Raw genomic sequence first — 16,955 nt, 5'->3', positions numbered from 1 at the left:
CACGTCCATCCAGACCCGTCATCGAAAGGAACATCGCCATGAACGCACCCGACAAATTCCTCGCCGGCACCATCGACCCGCGTCACGATGCGAGCCGCGTGATCCGCGCACCGCGCGGCAGCGCGCTCCACTGCAAGAGCTGGCTCACCGAAGCCGCCTTCCGCATGCTGCAGAACAACCTCGACCCGGAAGTGGCCGAGCGGCCGCAGGACCTGGTGGTCTATGGTGGCATCGGCCGCGCGGCGCGCGACTGGGCCTCCTTCGACCAGATCCTCGAATCGCTCAAGCAGCTGAACGACGACGAGACCCTGCTGATCCAGTCGGGCAAGCCGGTGGGCGTCTTCAAGACCCACGAGAACGCGCCGCGCGTGCTGCTCGCGAATTCGAACCTGGTCCCGAAGTGGGCCACCTGGGAGCACTTCAGCGAGCTCGACCGCAAGGGCCTGATGATGTACGGCCAGATGACTGCCGGCAGCTGGATCTACATCGGCAGCCAGGGCATCGTGCAAGGCACCTTCGAGACCTTCGTCGAAGCCGGCCGCCAGCACTACGACAACGATCTCGCTGGCAAGTGGATCCTGACCGCCGGCCTCGGCGGCATGGGCGGCGCGCAGCCGCTGGCGGCGACGCTGGCCGGTGCGGTGTCGCTCAACATCGAGTGCCAGCAGGCCAGCATCGACTTCCGCCTGCGCACGCGCTACCTCGACAAGCAGGCCAAGGACATCGACGACGCGATCGCGCTGATCAAGCAGCACACGGCAGCGAAAGAAGCGGTGTCGATCGGCCTGCTGGGCAACGCGGCCGAGATCCTGCCCGAGCTGGTCAAGCGCGCCAAGGCGGGCGGCATCAAGCCCGACCTCGTGACCGACCAGACCTCGGCGCACGACCTTGCGAGCGGCTACCTGCCGATCGGCTGGACGCTGGCGCAATGGGAAGCGGCCAAGGCCGATGCGACCCAGCATCCGACCTTGCGCAAGGCCGCCGCCAAGTCCTGCGCCGTGCACGTGCAGGCGATGCTCGACTTCCAGGCGATGGGCATCCCGACCGTCGACTACGGCAACAACATCCGCCAGGTGGCGTTCGACGAAGGCGTTCAGCGCGCCTTCGACTTCCCGGGCTTCGTGCCGGCCTACATCCGGCCGCTGTTCTGCGAGGGCAAGGGCCCGTTCCGCTGGGTCGCACTCTCGGGCGACCCGGAAGACATCTACAAGACCGACGCCAAGATCAAGGAACTGTTCCCCGAGAACAAGCACACGCACCGCTGGCTCGACATGGCGCGCGAGCGCATCGCCTTCCAGGGCCTGCCGGCGCGCATCTGCTGGCTGGGCCTGGGCGAGCGTGAAAAGGCCGGCCTGGCCTTCAACGAGATGGTGAAGTCGGGCGAGCTCAAGGGGCCGATCGTGATCGGCCGCGACCACCTGGACACCGGCTCGGTCGCCAGCCCGAACCGCGAGACCGAGAGCATGAAGGACGGCAGCGACGCGGTGTCGGACTGGCCGCTGCTCAACGCGCTGCTGAACACCGCGGGCGGCGCGACCTGGGTCAGCCTGCACCATGGCGGCGGCGTCGGCATGGGCTACTCGCAGCATTCGGGCGTGGTGATCGTGGCCGACGGCACCGAGGCGGCGGCCCAGCGCCTCGCGCGCGTGCTCTGGAACGACCCCGCCACCGGTGTCATGCGTCACGCCGACGCGGGCTACGACATCGCCATCGCGACCGCGAAGAAGCAGGGCCTGAACCTGCCGATGATCAAGTAGTCAAGCGCGGCCGTGCGAATCCATCGCTTCGACACCGCCTCGCTGGCCGCCACGCCGTGGAAGAACGGCGGCGGCACCACGCGCGAGATCGTCTGCATCCCGCCGGGCGCCGGCATGGATGGATTCGACTGGCGCGTGAGCATCGCGACCATTGCCGCGGCCGGGCCGTTTTCGGCCTTCGCAGGCATCGACCGCGTGATCATGCTGCTGGACGGCACAGGCGTTCGCCTGCGTTCGGGCGATGGCCGCATCGACCACCGGCTCGATGCGGCGCATGCACCCTTCGCCTTTGCCGGCGATGCAGCGTTGGACTGCGAAATGCTCGGCGGGACCTCCATCGATTTCAACCTGATGGCGCGGCGTGCCCGGCTGCGCCCCGGACTGCGCGTGCTGGGGGCCGTCGAGGAGATCGCGCCCGCAGAGAGCGGTCTGCTGATGGCCCTGCGCGGCCGTTGGCGCTTGCATGCGGTGCACGGCGTCGGCTCCGGCGCGATCGACTGCGCGCCGGGCGAGGGCGTCTGGTGGGATGCCGCCGCGCACGGCTGGCTCGCCAGCCCCCTGGACGCGGGCGCCGCACTGGCCGCGGTGCGGCTCGACGCGACGGCCACGAACACGACGATGATCAGCGAGTGAACACCATGATCCTTGCCACGCTTCCCTGCGCCGACGGCGTCTGGGGCTCTCTGCGGCTCGCCCCCGGTGCACTGGGGGACGATCCGGTTCCTGATGGCGAAGCGGCCATCGTCGTGGCCGACGGCAGGATCCGCTGGGTCGGCGAGCGCAGCGCGCTGCCGGGCGACTGTGCGGCCCTGCCGCGCTTCGATGGCGGCGGCGCACTCGTCACGCCCGGGCTCGTCGATTGCCACACCCACCTGGTCTACGGCGGCCAGCGCGCCAACGAGTTCGCAATGCGGCTCGCCGGTGCCAGCTACGAAGAGATCGCGAAGGCGGGCGGCGGCATCGTGTCCTCGGTGCGCGCCACGCGCGAGGCCGACGAAGACACGCTGCATGCCCAGGCCGCGGCGCGGCTCGAACAGCTGCTGGCCGATGGCGTCTGCGCGATCGAGATCAAGTCGGGCTACGGCCTCTCGCTGGCGCACGAGCGCAAGCAGCTGCGCGTGGCGCGGCGGCTCGGCGAAGCCTATGGCGTGACGGTGCGCAGCACCTTCCTCGGCGCCCATGCGCTGCCACCCGAGTACGCGGGCCGCAGCAGCGACTACATCGACCTGGTCTGCCGGGAAATGATGCCGGCGCTGGCCGCCGAAGGACTGATCGATGCGGTCGACGTCTTCTGCGAGCGCATCGCCTTCTCGCTGGCCGAAACCGAGCGCGTGTTCCAGGCGGCGCAGGCGCTCGGCCTGCCGGTCAAGCTGCATGCCGAGCAGCTGTCGGACATGGGCGGCGCCGCGCTCGCCGCGCGCTACGGCGCGCTGTCCTGCGACCACATCGAGCACCTGTCGGCCGAGGGCATCGAAGCGATGCGCGCGGCCGGCACCGTGGCCGTGCTGCTGCCCGGCGCCTATTACACGCTGCGCGACACGCAGCTGCCGCCGATCGAGGCGCTGCGCGCCGCCGGCGTGCCGATGGCCGTGTCCACCGACCACAACCCCGGCACCTCGCCGGCATTGAGCCTGCTGCTGATGGTCAACATGGCCTGCACGCTGTTTCGGCTGACCGTGCCCGAAGCGCTGGCCGGCGTCACCCGCCATGCAGCGCGCGCGCTCGGCCTGCAGGACACGCACGGGGTCATCGCGCCGGGCATGCCGGCCAACTTCGTGCTGTGGAACGTGCGCGATGCGGCCGAGCTGGCTTACTGGTTCGGCCAACGGCCGCTGCGCGCGGCCGTGCGCCAGGGGCGCATCGCCGTCGGCACGGTGGGGGCGATGCAATGAGCGCAGCGCCGGGCCGCTCCCAAGCAAACGCGCACCGCAGTGCGAAGCACGAAGGTTCTCCATCGAGCCGGGCCGTGTTCGCAGCCGATGCCTTGCTGCCTGGCGGCTGGGCCCGCAACGTCCTGCTCGAATGGGACGATTCGGGCCGGCTGACGGCGGTGCGGCCCGGCGCGCAGGCACCGGCAGGCGTCGCGCGCGCGGCCGGCCCGTTGATTCCAGGCCTGCCGAACCTGCATTCGCATGCCTTCCAGCGCGCCTTCGCGGGCCTGACCGAACACCGCGCCGAGCAGCAGGACAGCTTCTGGAGCTGGCGCACGCTGATGTACCGCTTCGCCGCGCGCCTCGGGCCCGAGCAGATGGAGGCGATCGCCACCTGGCTCTATGCCGAGATGCTCGAAGCCGGCTACACGAGCGTCTGCGAATTCCAGTACCTGCACCATGACGCCGACGGCCGTCCCTACGCCGACGACGCGACCTTGAGCCTGGCGCTGCTGCGCGCCGCGCGGCGCGCCGGCATCGGTTTCACGCTGCTGCCGGTGCTCTACCAGGCCAGCGGCTTCGGCGGCCGGCCGCCGAACGAAGGCCAGCGTCGCTTCGTCCGATCGACCGAATCGATGCTTCGCCTGCTCGATGCGTTGAAGCCGGTGTGCGACGCGCAGGGCGCACGGCTGGGCCTCGCGCCGCATTCCCTGCGTGCCGTCGCGCCCGACGCATTGCGGGATGCGCTCGCAGGCCTCGATGCGCTCGATCCCGCGTCGCCGATCCACATCCACATCGCCGAGCAGACCCAGGAAGTGGACGACTGCCTGGCGTGGAGCGGGCAGCGCCCCGTGGCCTGGCTGCTCGACCATGCACCGGTCGATGCGCGCTGGTGCCTGGTCCATGCCACGCACATGGATGCGGACGAATACCGGCGCGCGGCGACGAGCGGTGCGGTCGCCGGCCTGTGTCCAACGACCGAGGCCAATCTCGGCGACGGCATCTTCGACTTCGCGGCGTGGCGCCGCCACGGCGGTACCTGGGGCATCGGTTCCGACAGCCACGCCTGCGTCAACGCGGCGGAGGAGCTGCTGATGCTGGAGTACAGCCAGCGCCTGGCCACGCGACAGCGCAACGTGGGCGCCGACGGCGCGCACCCTCAGGTCGCGACCGCGCTCGCGCTGGCTGCCGTGCGGGGCGGCGCGCAGGCCGCGGGCCGCGCCATCGGTGGCCTGGCGGTGGGGCAGCAGGCCGACTTCGTCGCGCTCGATGCCCGCCACCTCGCGCTGCAGGGCCTTGCCGCGCCCGACATGCTCTCGGCCCATGTCTTCGCCAGCCACCGCACCTCCGCCATCGATGCCGTGTGGGTGGACGGGCGGCCGCGCGCCGCCGGCGGCCGCCACGCGTTGCACGACGAAGCCGCAGCCGCCTTCGTGGCCGCGCGCACCCAACTTCTCGAGGATTGAATCCCATGAGCTTCACCACACCCGAGCCCCCTTTCCGCTTTCACCCCGGCAAGCGCCCCTTGCTGATCTCGATGCCGCACGTCGGGACCTATGTTCCGCCGCAGCTCGCGGCGCGCTTCACCGACGAGGCCCGCCAGGTGCCCGACACCGACTGGCATCTCGAGCGCCTCTACGATTTCGCGGAGGAACTCGGCGCCTCGGTGCTGATCGCCACGCACTCGCGCTACGTGATCGACCTCAACCGGCCGCCCGACGGTGCGAGCCTCTATCCGGGCCAGAGCGTCACCGGCCTGTGTCCGGTCGACACCTTCGACGACACGCCCCTCTATGCGGCCGGCGACGTGCCCGGCGAAGCCGAGATCGCGCAACGCCGCGAGGCCATCTGGCAGCCCTACCACCGCCAGCTCGCGGGCGAGCTCGAGCGCTTGAAATCGCTGCACGGCGTCGCCGCGCTGTGGGACGCGCATTCGATCCGCTCCGTGCTGCCGCGCTTCTTCGACGGCAAGCTGCCGGACCTCAACCTCGGCACCGCGCAGGGCGCCAGTTGCGATCCGGCGCTGGCGCAATCGCTGCGTGACATTGCCGGGCAGGCGCAGGGGTTCACTTCCGTGCTCGACGGCCGCTTCACCGGCGGCTACATCACGCGCCAGCACGGCCGACCCGCGCAAGGCGTGCATGCCGTGCAGCTCGAGATGACGCAATGCAGCTACATGCAGGAAGTCCTGCCTTTCGACTACCTGCCCGAGGTGGCGGCGCGCGTGCAGCCGCATGTGCGGCGAATGCTCGAAGCGGTGCTCGATTTCGTCGAACGCCGCCGCGCCTGAAGCCAAAGACCCATGAACGCATCCGACATCCTTGATCTCGCCCGTCCCGAGGTGCCGCCGCTGCCGCCCTACAACGCCGGCCTGTCCTCCGCGGCGGTGCGCGCGCGCTACGGCGCGACCGCGATCAGCCGCCTCGCGAGCAACGAGAACCCGTTCGGCGCCAGCCCGCAGGTGGCGCGGGCGCTGGCCGACGTGGCACCGTGGCTCATGAACTATCCCGATGCGGCCTGCACCGCGCTGCGCAGCGCGATCGCCGGCCGCTGCGGCGCCGAGGCCGGCCAGGTCGTGATCGGCAACGGCTCCGAGGACATCCTGCAGATGCTGTGCCTGGCCCTGCTGTCGCCGGGCGACCGGGTGCTCGCGCAGCGCCCGGGCTTCGGGCTGCACGAGATATTCCCGCGAATGATGGGCGCCGAGGTCGAATCGCTGGCGCTGACTCCGGCGCTCGAATTCGATCTCGACGCCTGGTGCGAGGCGCTGGCGCGCGGACCGAAGATCGCGATGATCGCCAACCCGTCGAATCCGGTCGGCTGCATGTTCGATGCGAGCGCCTTCGAGCGCCTGCTCGCGGCCACGCCGGCCGGCACGCTGCTGGTGATCGACGAGGCCTACGTCGAGTACGCGCGACTGGCCCCCGGCTTCCCCGACGCGCTGGTGGCGCTGCGCGACCAGCAGCGGCCCTGGATCGTGCTGCGCACCTTCTCCAAGGCCTGGGGCCTGGCGGGCCTGCGCGTCGGCTACGGCGTCGCCTCGGACGCTGCGCTGGTGCAACTGCTCGACCGCGTGCGCACGCCCTTCAACGTCAACCAGGCGGCCCAGGCCGCCGCCCTGGCGGCATGGGGCGACGAGTCCTTCACGGCCCATGCGGTGCGCGAGACCGTGCAGTACCGCGAGGCACTGGCGGCGCAGCTGCGCGCGCTGGCGCTGCCGGGGCTGCGGATCGCGCCGTCGGCGGCCAACTTCCTGTTCATCGACCTCGGCCGACCGAACGGCCCGGTCAACGAGGCCCTGCTGGCGCGCGGCATCATCGTGAAGCCCTGGAAGGAGGCCGGCTTCGAGACCTTCATCCGGGTTTCGATCGGCATGCCGGCGGACAACGAGCGCTTCCTGCGGGCCCTGCGCGAGATCCTCGACGCGACGCCGTGAAGATCTTCCGGGGGCCAGCGGCTTGCTGGCGCTGCTGTCGGCGCTGTGCCTGACGGGCGCTGCGCGCTGGCGTCCAAGACCCGCCAGCGCCGACGGACCGGCGCCGCTTTCTACAATCGGGGCATGAAGCCCGTCGTCTACACCCGCGCCCAGCAACTGCCCGCCATCCTGGCCCGGCGCATCGCCATCCTCGACGGCGCAATGGGCACGATGATCCAGCGCTTCAAGCTGAGCGAGGCGCAGTACCGCGGCGAGCGCTTCAAGGACTTCCCGCGCGACGTCAAGGGCAACAACGAGCTGCTCTCGCTGACGCGGCCCGACATCATCCGCGACATCCACGAAGGCTACCTGGCCGCCGGTGCCGACCTGATCGAGACCAACACCTTCGGCGCCACCCGGATCGCGCAGGAGGACTACAAGATGGCCGACCTGGCGCGCGAGATGAACCTCGAATCGGCGAAGCTCGCGCGCGCGGCCTGCGACAAGTTCAGCACCCCGGACAAGCCGCGCTTCGTCGCCGGCGCCCTCGGCCCGACGCCCAAGACCGCCAGCATCAGCCCCGACGTCAACGATCCGGGCGCGCGCAACGTGAGCTTCGAGGAACTGCGCGCCTCCTACCACGAGCAGGTCGAGGCGCTGGTCGAAGGCGGGGCCGACCTGCTGCTGGTCGAGACCATCTTCGACACGCTGAACGCCAAGGCCGCGCTGTTTGCGATCGACGAGTACTTCGAGGCCAGCGGCGAGCGCTTGCCGCTGATCATCAGCGGCACCGTGACCGACGCCTCGGGCCGCATCCTGAGCGGCCAGACCGTGACCGCCTTCTGGCACAGCGTGCGGCATGCGCAGCCGCTGGCCATCGGCCTGAACTGCGCGCTCGGCGCCGCACTGATGCGGCCCTATATCCAGGAACTGGCGCGCGTCGCCGACGACACCTTCATCAGCTGCTACCCCAACGCCGGCCTGCCCAATCCGATGAGCGAGACCGGATTCGACGAGACGCCCGACGTCACCTCGCGCCTGCTGCACGAGTTTGCGGCCGAAGGGCTGGTGAACATCGTCGGCGGCTGCTGCGGCACCACGCCCGAGCACATCGCCGCGATCGGCCAGGCGGTCGCGCCGCTGGCGGGGCGCAGCCTGCATCGCACCGCGTTCTACCGCGAAGCGGCTTGATCGGGCCCCCACGCTCCCTCACTGCGTGTGGTCGCTGCCCCCCGAGGGGGCCGCAGGCCGCCTTGGGGCGGCCCGGCGCCGGCCTGGGCCCCCACGCTCCCTCACTGCGTGTGGTCGCTGCCCCCCGAGGGGGCCGCAGGCCGCCTTGGGGCGGCCCGGCGCCGGCCTGATCCGTGCATCGGCTGTCGTTCCGGCGCGCGTGAAGCCGGGATGAAGAAGCTCTCCAAACGTTTTTCGTGTGCGCGAATGCGTGCGCCGGGACGTTCTGGGTGAAGGCCATGGCTGATTGACATCGGGCGATAGCCCCCTCTACCCTGGTCCGCAAAGGAAATCTACATGAACGACAAGGCTCTGCGCTGGTTCGGCCTCGGCGCCATGGCACTGATGGTGCCGTTGGCCGCTACGGCCCAGCAGGCATTCACCCGCGGTCCCGTCAACCTGCGCGCCGGTCCCGGCGACGCCTACCCGCTGGTGGCCACGCTGGCGCCCGGGCAGTCGCTGCAGGTGATGGGCTGCACCGCCGGCTACGGCTGGTGCGACGTGGTGCTGCCCGACGGCCTGCGCGGCTGGTCCTATGCGGCCAGCCTCGAATACGCCTACCTGGAGGAACGGGTGCCGCTGGCGACCTACGGCGCAATCATCGGCGTTCCGCTCGTGACCTTTGCGATCGGCAGCTACTGGTCGAACTACTACCGTGACCGCCCCTGGTACAACCAGCCGCGCTGGTGGGGCGGTCGGCCGCCGCCGCCGCCGGTTGCGGGTTGGCGGCCCCTGCCGACGCCGGTGCCGGGCTGGCGGCCCAATCCCTGGCCAGGCTATCAGCCACATCCGCCGGGCTTCCGCCCGCCGCCGGTCCCGGGGTTCCGCCCGCTGCCGGCGCCCGGCTTCCAGCCGCCGCATGGCGGGGGATCCCGGCCCCCGGCGGCGCGGCCGCCCGGCAACGGCTTCCAGACCGGCGGTCGTCCACCGGGGCAAGGGGGCGGTGGTGGTGGCCGCGAAGGCGGCCAGGGTGGTGGGCACGGTGGCGGCCACGGAGGTGGTCACGGAGGCGGTGAGGGTGGTGGGCACGGAGGGGGCGGCGGCCGCGGCGGCTGAGCGCCGGCCTTCAGTCCTTCTTGCGGGCGATCAGCGACACGAAGCGCTGGGCGCCCAGGCCGAGCGGCCGCTCGCGCGACCAGACCACGTCGACCCACAGGTCGAGCCCGTTGGACAGGTTCTCGAACGGAATCTCGACCAGCGCGCCCGCCGCGACATGCGGCCGCGCGAAGTTGCGCGGCAGCCAGCCCCAGCCCAAGCCGGCCGTGATCAGGCTCAGCGCGGCCAGCGCGTTGTCGGTGCGCCAGACATGGCGCGCGAAGACGAAGCGCGGGTCGCTGGTGGCCAGGTCGCGCCCGGCGACCACGATCTGCCGCGTGGTCGTCAGGTGCTCCTCGCGCAGCCGTCCGCCGGCCGCGGCCAGCACCGGGTGGTCGGGCGCCATCACGGCCACCATGGTGTCGCTGGCCACCTCCTGGAATCCCTCCCGACCATCCAGGCTGGGGCGTTCGAAGACCAGCGCCAGCTGGGCCCGGCCGCTGTGCAGCAGCGCCAGCGCGTCGGCCTGCGGCGCGGCCAGCACCTCGACCTCAAGCAACGGGTATTCGTCCGCCAGGGCGGCCAATGGGCCGCTCCAGGGCGCCGCCAGCAGCTCGGGGGCGATCGCCAGCGTGAGGCGGTTCTCGAGCCCCCGGGTGAGCGCCAGCGCCTGAACCTGGAGCTGCTTCAACTGCGCCGCCAGCAGGCGCGCCTGCGGTTCGAGCGAACGCGCGGCGGCGGTCGGCCGCGGCTCGCGGCCGCTGCGGTCGAACAGCGCCAGGTCGAGCTCGGCCTCGAGGTTGGCAATGGCCATGCTGACCGCTGAGGGCACCCGGCCCAGTGCCCGCGCCGCGGCGGAGAAGGAGCCGTGGTCGATGACCGCAAGGAACACTTCAACGGTATCGCTGGAAAAACTCATGGCAGCCAATTTATCAATTTATCTGAAAGAAGATGACTTTATATATCAGCCATATGAACATAAAGTCCAGCTCAAAACCAACCAACACAGGATCGATCTCATGCAAGGGCTCAAGCGCCGCGTCGTCTACATCAGTCTCTACGAGGGCATCGCCATCGTGGCCGCCAGCGCCGGGCTGGCGCTGATGTCGGGCCAGGGCCTGGGCCATTCGGGCGTGCTGGCGGTCATCGCGTCGGTTATCGCGGTGCTGTGGAACCTCTCGTTCAACGCCCTGTTCGAGCGCTGGGAATCCCGCCAGGCGGTGCGCGGCCGCAGCCTGCGCCGCCGCGTCGCCCATGCGATCGGCTTCGAGGGCGGGCTGGTGGCCTTCCTGGTGCCGGTGTTCGCCTGGTGGCTCGGCGTGAGCCTCTGGGAGGCCCTGGTGATGGACCTCGGCCTGGTGGTCTTCTTCCTGGTCTACACCTTCGTTTTCAACTGGAGCTTCGACGCCGTCTTCGGCGTGCCCGCATCGGCCGCCGGCGCCGCCCAGCCAGCGTAAAATCCGCGGCTCCCAAGGAGCGTTGCAGCGCCGCCGGCCTTCAGGTCGGCCGCGTCAGGCTTGGGCTTCCAGCCACTGGAGTGCAACGACGCTCGCCTGACCCCGTTTCCACAGGTGAGCCCATGCCAACCGATCCGTCCGCATCCCACAATCCGCCTCCGATGAAGCTGTCCGGCCTCGAGCCGGTGCAGATCGGCGAGGGCGCGCTGTTCGTCAACATCGGCGAGCGCACCAACGTCACCGGCTCCAAGGCCTTCGCGCGCATGATCCTCAACGGCCAGTTCGAGGACGCGCTCGCGGTGGCGCGCCAGCAGGTCGAGAACGGCGCCCAGGTGATCGACATCAACATGGACGAGGCCATGCTCGACAGCAAGGCCGCGATGGTGCGCTTCCTGAACCTGATCGCCAGCGAGCCCGACATCGCCCGCGTGCCGATCATGGTCGACAGCTCGAAGTGGGAAGTGATCGAGGCCGGACTGCGCTGCATCCAGGGCAAGGGCATCGTCAACTCGATCAGCATGAAGGAGGGCGAAGACCCCTTCCGCCACCAGGCCCGGCTGCTGCGCCGCTACGGCGCGGCCGCGGTCGTGATGGCCTTCGACGAGAAGGGCCAGGCCGACACCTACGAGCGCAAGATCGAGATCTGCGAGCGCGCCTACCGGATCCTGGTCGACGAGATCGGCTTCCCGCCCGAGGACATCATCTTCGACCCGAACATCTTCGCGATCGCCACCGGCATCGAGGAGCACAACAACTACGCCGTCGACTTCATCAACGCGGTGCGCTGGATCAAGCAGAACCTGCCCGGTGCCAAGGTCTCGGGCGGGGTCTCGAACGTGAGCTTCAGCTTCCGCGGCAACGACCCGGTGCGCGAAGCCATCCACACCGTCTTCCTGTATCACGCGATCCAGGCCGGCATGGACATGGGCATCGTCAACGCCGGCATGGTCGGCGTCTACGACGACCTCGAGGCCGAGCTGCGCGAGCGCGTGGAAGACGTGGTGCTGAACCGCCGCCCCGATGCCGGCGAGCGCCTGGTCGAGGTCGCCGAGACCGCCAAGAGCGGCGCCAAGGACGAAAGCAAGAAGCTCGAATGGCGCGGCACGCCCGAGCACCCGGTGCACGTGAACCAGCGGCTCTCGCATGCGATGGTGCACGGCATCACCGACTTCATCGTCGAGGACACCGAGGAGGCCTACCAGCAGATCCTGGCCAGGGGCGGCCGCCCGCTGCACGTGATCGAAGGGCCGCTGATGGACGGCATGAACATCGTCGGCGACCTGTTCGGACAGGGCAAGATGTTCCTGCCGCAGGTGGTGAAGTCGGCCCGCGTGATGAAGTCGGCCGTGGCCCACCTGATCCCCTACATCGAGGAAGAGAAGCGCCTGGACGAGGCCGCAGGCCGCGACGTCCGCACCAAGGGCAAGATCATCATCGCCACCGTCAAGGGCGACGTCCACGACATCGGCAAGAACATCGTCACGGTCGTGCTCCAGTGCAACAACTTCGAGGTCGTGAACATGGGCGTGATGGTGCCCTGCCACGAGATCCTGGCGCGCGCCAAGGTCGAGGGCGCCGACATCGTCGGCCTCTCGGGCCTGATCACGCCGAGCCTGGAGGAGATGCAGTACGTGGCCGGCGAGATGCAGAAGGACGATCATTTCCGCATCCGCAAGATCCCGCTGCTGATCGGCGGCGCCACCACCAGCCGCGTGCACACCGCGGTCAAGATCGCGCCGCACTACGAAGGGCCGGTGGTCTACGTGCCCGATGCCTCGCGCAGCGTGAGCGTGGCGCAGTCGCTGCTGTCGGAGCAGGCCGCGAGCTACATCGACGAGATCAACGCCGACTACGACAAGGTGCGGCACCAGCACGCCAACAAGAAGCAGGTGCCGCTGTGGCCGCTGGCCAAGGCGCGCGCCAACAAGACGCCGATCGACTGGTCGAGCTACCTGCCGCCGGTGCCCAAGTTCATCGGCCGCCGGGTGTTCCGCAACTTCGACCTCACCGAGCTGGCGAAGTACATCGACTGGGGCCCTTTCTTCCAGACCTGGGACCTGGCCGGCCCGTTCCCCGCGATCCTCAAGGACGAGATCGTCGGTACCGAGGCGGTGCGCGTCTATGCCGACGGCCAGCGCATGCTCAAGCGGCTGATCGAGGGGCGCTGGCTCAAGGCCAGCGGCGTGATCGGCTTCTGGCCGGCCAACACGGTGAACGACGACGACATCGCGCTCTTCGCCGACGAATCCCGCAGCGAGGTCGCGCTGACCTGGTACGGCATGCGCCAGCAGACCGAGAAGCAGGCGATCGAGGGCGTGATGCGGCCCAGCCGCTGCCTGGCCGATTTCGTCGCGCCGCGCGAGAGCGGCTTGAAGGACTACGTGGGCATGTTCGCGGTCACCGCCGGCCTGGGCGTCGAGAAGAAGGAGAAGTACTTCATGGACGACCTCGACGACTATTCGGCGATCATGCTGAAGGCCCTGGCCGACCGCCTGGCCGAAGCCTTCGCCGAGGCGCTGCACCATCGCGTGCGCACCGACCTCTGGGGCTATGCGGCCGACGAGGCCCTGAGCAACGTGGACATGATCGGCGAGAAGTACCGCGGCATCCGGCCGGCGCCCGGCTATCCGGCCTGCCCGGACCACAGCGTGAAGCGGCCGATGTTCGAGGTGCTGAACTGCGCCGAGATCGGCATGACGCTGACCGACAGCCTGGCCATGATGCCGGCCGCCAGCGTCAGCGGCTTCTACCTGAGCCACCCCGACGCGACCTACTTCAACGTCGGCAAGATCGGGCACGACCAGTTGCAGGACCAGGCGGCGCGGCGCCATGAGAGCGAGGCCGATCTCGAGCGTCTGCTGGCGCCGAATCTTTGATACCAACAGGCCGTCGCTAAGGCGCGGCGAGCGGGAGTTCCTATTCAGAAGTTGATGTTCGGGGCCGCGCACTATGCGGCGGCGGCGGTCTTCGTGGTCGCCTGCTGGGGCTTCGGCCGGGCGCTGCTGGCGCGCATCGGCGCGCCGCCGCGGCGCGACCGCGGGCTCGAGACCGCGATGGCCTCCGCCGCCGGCCTCGGCCTCATCGTCTGCGTCTTCCAGGCGATCGCGATCGCCGGGCTGTTCGGCCGGACCGCGGTGATCGGCACGGTCGCGCTCGGCCTGCTGGCGGCCGCGCTGCAGGCGCCGGCCTGGCGGCGCGAACGTCATGCGAGCGCGCCGCCCGCGCCCTTCGACTTCGTCGAGAAGCTGGCCCTGCTGGCGCTGGCGCTGACCGCGCTGCCGGCCCTGGTCGAGCCGCTGGCGCCGCCGGCCGTCTTCGACGAGTTGATGTACCACCTGCCCTATGCGCGCGAAGTGGCGCAGAGCGGCCGGCTCGGCGTCCACGAATGGCTGCGCTATCCCTGGTTCCCCTACAACTACAACCTGATTCATGCCGCCGGGCTGGTGCTCGGCGACGACGTCCTGCCGCATCTGCTGAGCGGGCTCGCGGGCTGGCTGTCGGTGTGGATGGTCTACCGGCTGGGCGCGCAGCATGCGAGCCGGCTGACCGGCCTCGTGGCCGCCGCCATCTGGCTCGGCATCGCCGACTTCGAGAGCGCGCTGATCGACATCGCCGTCGCGCTCTTCGTGCTCGCGGCCTGCACCGCCCTGTGGTGGTGGCGCGAATCCGCCGACACGGCGCGCGGGCCGCGCTGGCTGGCGCTCGCGGCCTTCTTCCTCGGCGTCGCCGCGGGCTCCAAGTACCAGGCGCTCACCGTGCTGCCGCTGGTCGGCCTGTTCGTGCTGCGGCGCGAGCGCCGGCTCAAGGTCTGGGGCGTGGCGCTGCTGTGCTTCCTGATCCCCTGCGTCTATTGGTATGCGCGCAATGCCCTCATGACCGGCGACCCTTTCAATCCGATCGGCTCCCGGCTGTTCGGATTCACCAACTGGATCCCGGCCGACTACAAGAATCAGGTCGACGACGTGAGGTCCCATGCCGCGTGGCCCAACGGCTTTCTCTGGGGCGTGCTGTTCGCGCCGCTGGGCCTGCTCTGGAAGCGGTCCCCCGCGGTTCGTGCGGCGGCGGTGTTCACCGCCTACTCCCTGCTCGTCTGGGCCCTGACCTCGCGCTATCCCCGCTATCTGGCCGCCTCGGTGCCGCTGATCGCGCTGGTCTCGGTGGTCGGTTGGCAGGCGCTGCTGGGCGGCGTGGCGAGCGGGCTGCGCCGCCTGCTGCCGCGCTGGAGCCAGAGCGGCGCGCTCGACCGCGCCGGCCGCTGGCTGGGCGTGCTGCTGCTGGTGGCGGGGGTCGGGGTCTCCTTCCACCTGACGCGGCGGAGCATCGCGACGATCGCGACCACGCAGGCCGAGCGCGCGGCCTTCCTCGAGGCCCACGTTCCGGGCTATGCGGTCATGAACTACCTGCGCGAGCACGCGACCGGCCGCGTCTACCAGATCGCGCTGATCGAAGCCACCTACTACGGGCCGGCTCAGGTCTGGGGCGATGCGATCGGGCCCTGGCGCTATTCCGATTTCATCGTGCTGCCGCCGGGCGAGTTCGCCCGCAAGCTGCGCGGCCTCGGCTTCGAGGCGATCGCGGTGGGCGCCGGGACCGCGCCGGTGCTCGAAGCCCGGCCCGGCTTCCTTGACCATTTCGCCCTGATGTACGAAAAAGCAGGCGCCAAGGCCTACCGCATCCTGCCTCCCAAGAATGACTGACCACCCTGACCTCAGCGGGCTGCGCATCGCCGCCGTGATCCCCTGCTTCAACGAGGCGCTCGCCATCACCCAGGTGGTGGAGGCGTTCCGCGCCGCGCTGCCCGAGGCCGAGATCTACGTCTTCGACAACAACTCGACCGACGGCACCGCGGCCGTGGCGCGCGCCGCCGGCGCCACCGTGATCCATGTCGCGCTGCGCGGCAAGGGCAACGTGGCGCGGCGCATGTTCGCCGACGTCGAGGCCGATGTCTATGTGATGGTCGACGGCGACGCCACCTACGACGTCAGCGAGGTGCGCCGGCTGATCGCCTTGATGGCGGAGGGCAACCTCGACATGGTGGTCGGTTCGCGCGTGGACGACGGCGCCGATGCGCAGACCTACAGGCGCGGCCACCGCTTCGGCAACGCGCTGCTGACCGGCGCCGTGGCAAGACTTTTCGGCGGCCATCTGAGCGACATGCTGTCGGGCTACCGCGTGTTCTCGAGGCGCTATGCGAAGTCTTTCCCGGCGGTGTCGGAAGGCTTCGAGATCGAGACCGAGCTGACCGTGCATGCGCTCGAGCTGCGCATGCCCTTCGCCGAGGTGCCGGTGCCGTACCGCTCGCGGCCCGAGGGCTCCGAAAGCAAGCTGTCGACCTATCGCGACGGCTGGCGCATCCTGAAGACCATCTGCAAGCTGTTCGTGAGCGAGCGGCCGCTGCAGTTCTTCTCCGGCATCGCGGGCCTGCTGGCGCTGCTGTCCGTGATCCTCGCCGTGCCGCTGGTCCTGACCTACGTGCAGACCGGCCTGGTCCCGCGGCAGCCCACGGCCGTGCTGGTGACCGGCACCATGCTGGTCGCGATGCTGTCGCTGGTCTGCGGCGTGGTGCTGCACACCGTGACCATCGGACGGCAGGAGGCCAAGCGCCTGTGCTACCTCGGCATTCCGGGCGTGCGCGAGCGCATCGGCAAGGCGTGAGGCTCGGTCGCGAGTTCCTGTCCTTCGCCGTGGTCGGCACGATCGGCTTCGTGGTCGACCTCGGCGTGCTGTACCTGGTGGCGCCGGCGCTCGGCTGGTATGGCGGGCGCGTGGTGTCCTTCATCGCGGCCGCGACCGCGACCTGGATACTGAATCGCCACTACACCTTCGGTCACCGGCGCTCGGAAGCGTCGCTGGCGCGCGAGTACGCCCGCTACCTGCTGACCATGCTGGGCGGCGCGCTGGTCAACTACGCGGCCTACGCCCTGACCCTGCATTGGCTGGGCGGCCCGCTGGCGCCCGCGCTCGGCGTCGCTGTCGGCAGCTGCGCCGGCCTGGCGGTCAATTTCCTGACGGCGCGCTTCCTGGTGTTCAGGTAGCCCGGCCGGCGCAGCTGGGCCCCTTCGTGAAACACCGCGGAACCGGCTTCGCCGGACCGCTGGTGTTGCCCCCGCAGGGGGCTGAGGAGCCGCGGCTCCAAGCCTGCCTGCGCAGGCTTGGACGGCTTCGAAGAGCCGCTGCCTCTGGCAGCGAC

The 16,955-nt window shown here is 70.0% G+C and carries 14 protein-coding genes and 1 riboswitch; of the genes, 13 read left to right on the top strand and 1 reads right to left on the bottom strand.

Annotated elements, in window-relative coordinates; translation table 11 throughout:
* Positions 1–38: 38 nt before the first annotated feature.
* The 8 genes from hutU to AC1DYD_RS02295 all read left to right on the top strand — a co-directional run bounded on the left by hutU (position 39) and on the right by AC1DYD_RS02295 (position 9,329).
* Positions 39–1,757, top strand: coding sequence for a urocanate hydratase (hutU, locus tag AC1DYD_RS02330; protein ID WP_478171132.1), 1,719 nt, complete (start codon positions 39–41; stop codon positions 1,755–1,757).
* A 12-nt stretch (positions 1,758–1,769) separates the two neighbouring features.
* Positions 1,770–2,390 carry a HutD/Ves family protein gene (locus tag AC1DYD_RS02325; protein WP_478171131.1) on the top strand — a complete coding sequence of 207 codons (621 nt, stop codon included), beginning with the start codon at positions 1,770–1,772 and terminating at the stop codon, positions 2,388–2,390.
* Between the two features lie 5 nt (positions 2,391–2,395).
* A complete protein-coding gene (gene hutI / locus AC1DYD_RS02320; protein ID WP_478171431.1) occupies positions 2,396–3,649 on the top strand; it encodes an imidazolonepropionase in 1,254 nt (417 codons plus the stop codon).
* On the top strand, positions 3,646–5,094 hold the full coding sequence (locus tag AC1DYD_RS02315) for a formimidoylglutamate deiminase (RefSeq protein WP_478171130.1): 1,449 nt from the start codon (positions 3,646–3,648) through the stop codon (positions 5,092–5,094). Before hutI ends, AC1DYD_RS02315 begins: the two co-directional genes overlap by 4 nt.
* Positions 5,095–5,099: 5 nt before the next feature.
* Entirely contained in the window at positions 5,100–5,918 is an 819-nt protein-coding gene (hutG, locus tag AC1DYD_RS02310; protein ID WP_478171129.1) for an N-formylglutamate deformylase, read from the top strand.
* 12 nt (positions 5,919–5,930) lie between these two features.
* Positions 5,931–7,064, top strand: coding sequence for a histidinol-phosphate transaminase (locus AC1DYD_RS02305; RefSeq protein WP_478171128.1), 1,134 nt, complete (start codon positions 5,931–5,933; stop codon positions 7,062–7,064).
* Between the two features lie 123 nt (positions 7,065–7,187).
* Entirely contained in the window at positions 7,188–8,234 is a 1,047-nt protein-coding gene (locus AC1DYD_RS02300; protein WP_478171127.1) for a homocysteine S-methyltransferase family protein, read from the top strand.
* 336 nt (positions 8,235–8,570) lie between these two features.
* Positions 8,571–9,329 carry an SH3 domain-containing protein gene (locus tag AC1DYD_RS02295; RefSeq protein ID WP_478171126.1) on the top strand — a complete coding sequence of 253 codons (759 nt, stop codon included), beginning with the start codon at positions 8,571–8,573 and terminating at the stop codon, positions 9,327–9,329.
* 10 nt (positions 9,330–9,339) lie between these two features.
* Here the strand turns inward: AC1DYD_RS02295 and AC1DYD_RS02290 are convergent, their stop codons facing one another.
* A complete protein-coding gene (locus AC1DYD_RS02290; protein WP_478171125.1) occupies positions 9,340–10,227 on the bottom strand; it encodes a LysR family transcriptional regulator in 888 nt (295 codons plus the stop codon).
* A gap of 100 nt (positions 10,228–10,327) precedes the next feature.
* Between AC1DYD_RS02290 and AC1DYD_RS02285 the strand changes: the two genes are divergently transcribed.
* The 5 genes from AC1DYD_RS02285 (at position 10,328) to AC1DYD_RS02265 (ending at position 16,800) form a co-directional block, all read left to right on the top strand.
* On the top strand, positions 10,328–10,765 hold the full coding sequence (locus AC1DYD_RS02285; protein WP_478171124.1) for a PACE efflux transporter: 438 nt from the start codon (positions 10,328–10,330) through the stop codon (positions 10,763–10,765).
* Positions 10,766–10,773: 8 nt separating this feature from the next.
* Positions 10,774–10,866: riboswitch (S-adenosyl-L-homocysteine riboswitch) on the top strand.
* A 21-nt stretch (positions 10,867–10,887) separates the two neighbouring features.
* Complete coding sequence (metH, locus tag AC1DYD_RS02280; RefSeq protein WP_478171123.1) at positions 10,888–13,641, top strand: methionine synthase; 2,754 nt, start codon at positions 10,888–10,890, stop codon at positions 13,639–13,641.
* Positions 13,642–13,695: 54 nt separating this feature from the next.
* The gene (locus AC1DYD_RS02275) at positions 13,696–15,462 is read left to right on the top strand and encodes an ArnT family glycosyltransferase (RefSeq protein WP_478171122.1); all 1,767 of its coding nucleotides are present in this window, start codon (positions 13,696–13,698) and stop codon (positions 15,460–15,462) included.
* Positions 15,455–16,420: a glycosyltransferase family 2 protein gene (locus AC1DYD_RS02270; RefSeq protein WP_478171121.1), complete on the top strand. Its 966-nt coding sequence runs from the start codon at positions 15,455–15,457 to the stop codon at positions 16,418–16,420. Before AC1DYD_RS02275 ends, AC1DYD_RS02270 begins: the two co-directional genes overlap by 8 nt.
* On the top strand, positions 16,417–16,800 hold the full coding sequence (locus AC1DYD_RS02265) for a GtrA family protein (RefSeq protein WP_478171120.1): 384 nt from the start codon (positions 16,417–16,419) through the stop codon (positions 16,798–16,800). Before AC1DYD_RS02270 ends, AC1DYD_RS02265 begins: the two co-directional genes overlap by 4 nt.
* The last annotated feature ends 155 nt before the right edge of the window (positions 16,801–16,955 follow it).

Source organism: Variovorax sp. P4_B11, assembly GCF_056402355.1.
This window is presented reverse-complemented; position numbering and strand designations above follow the sequence as displayed.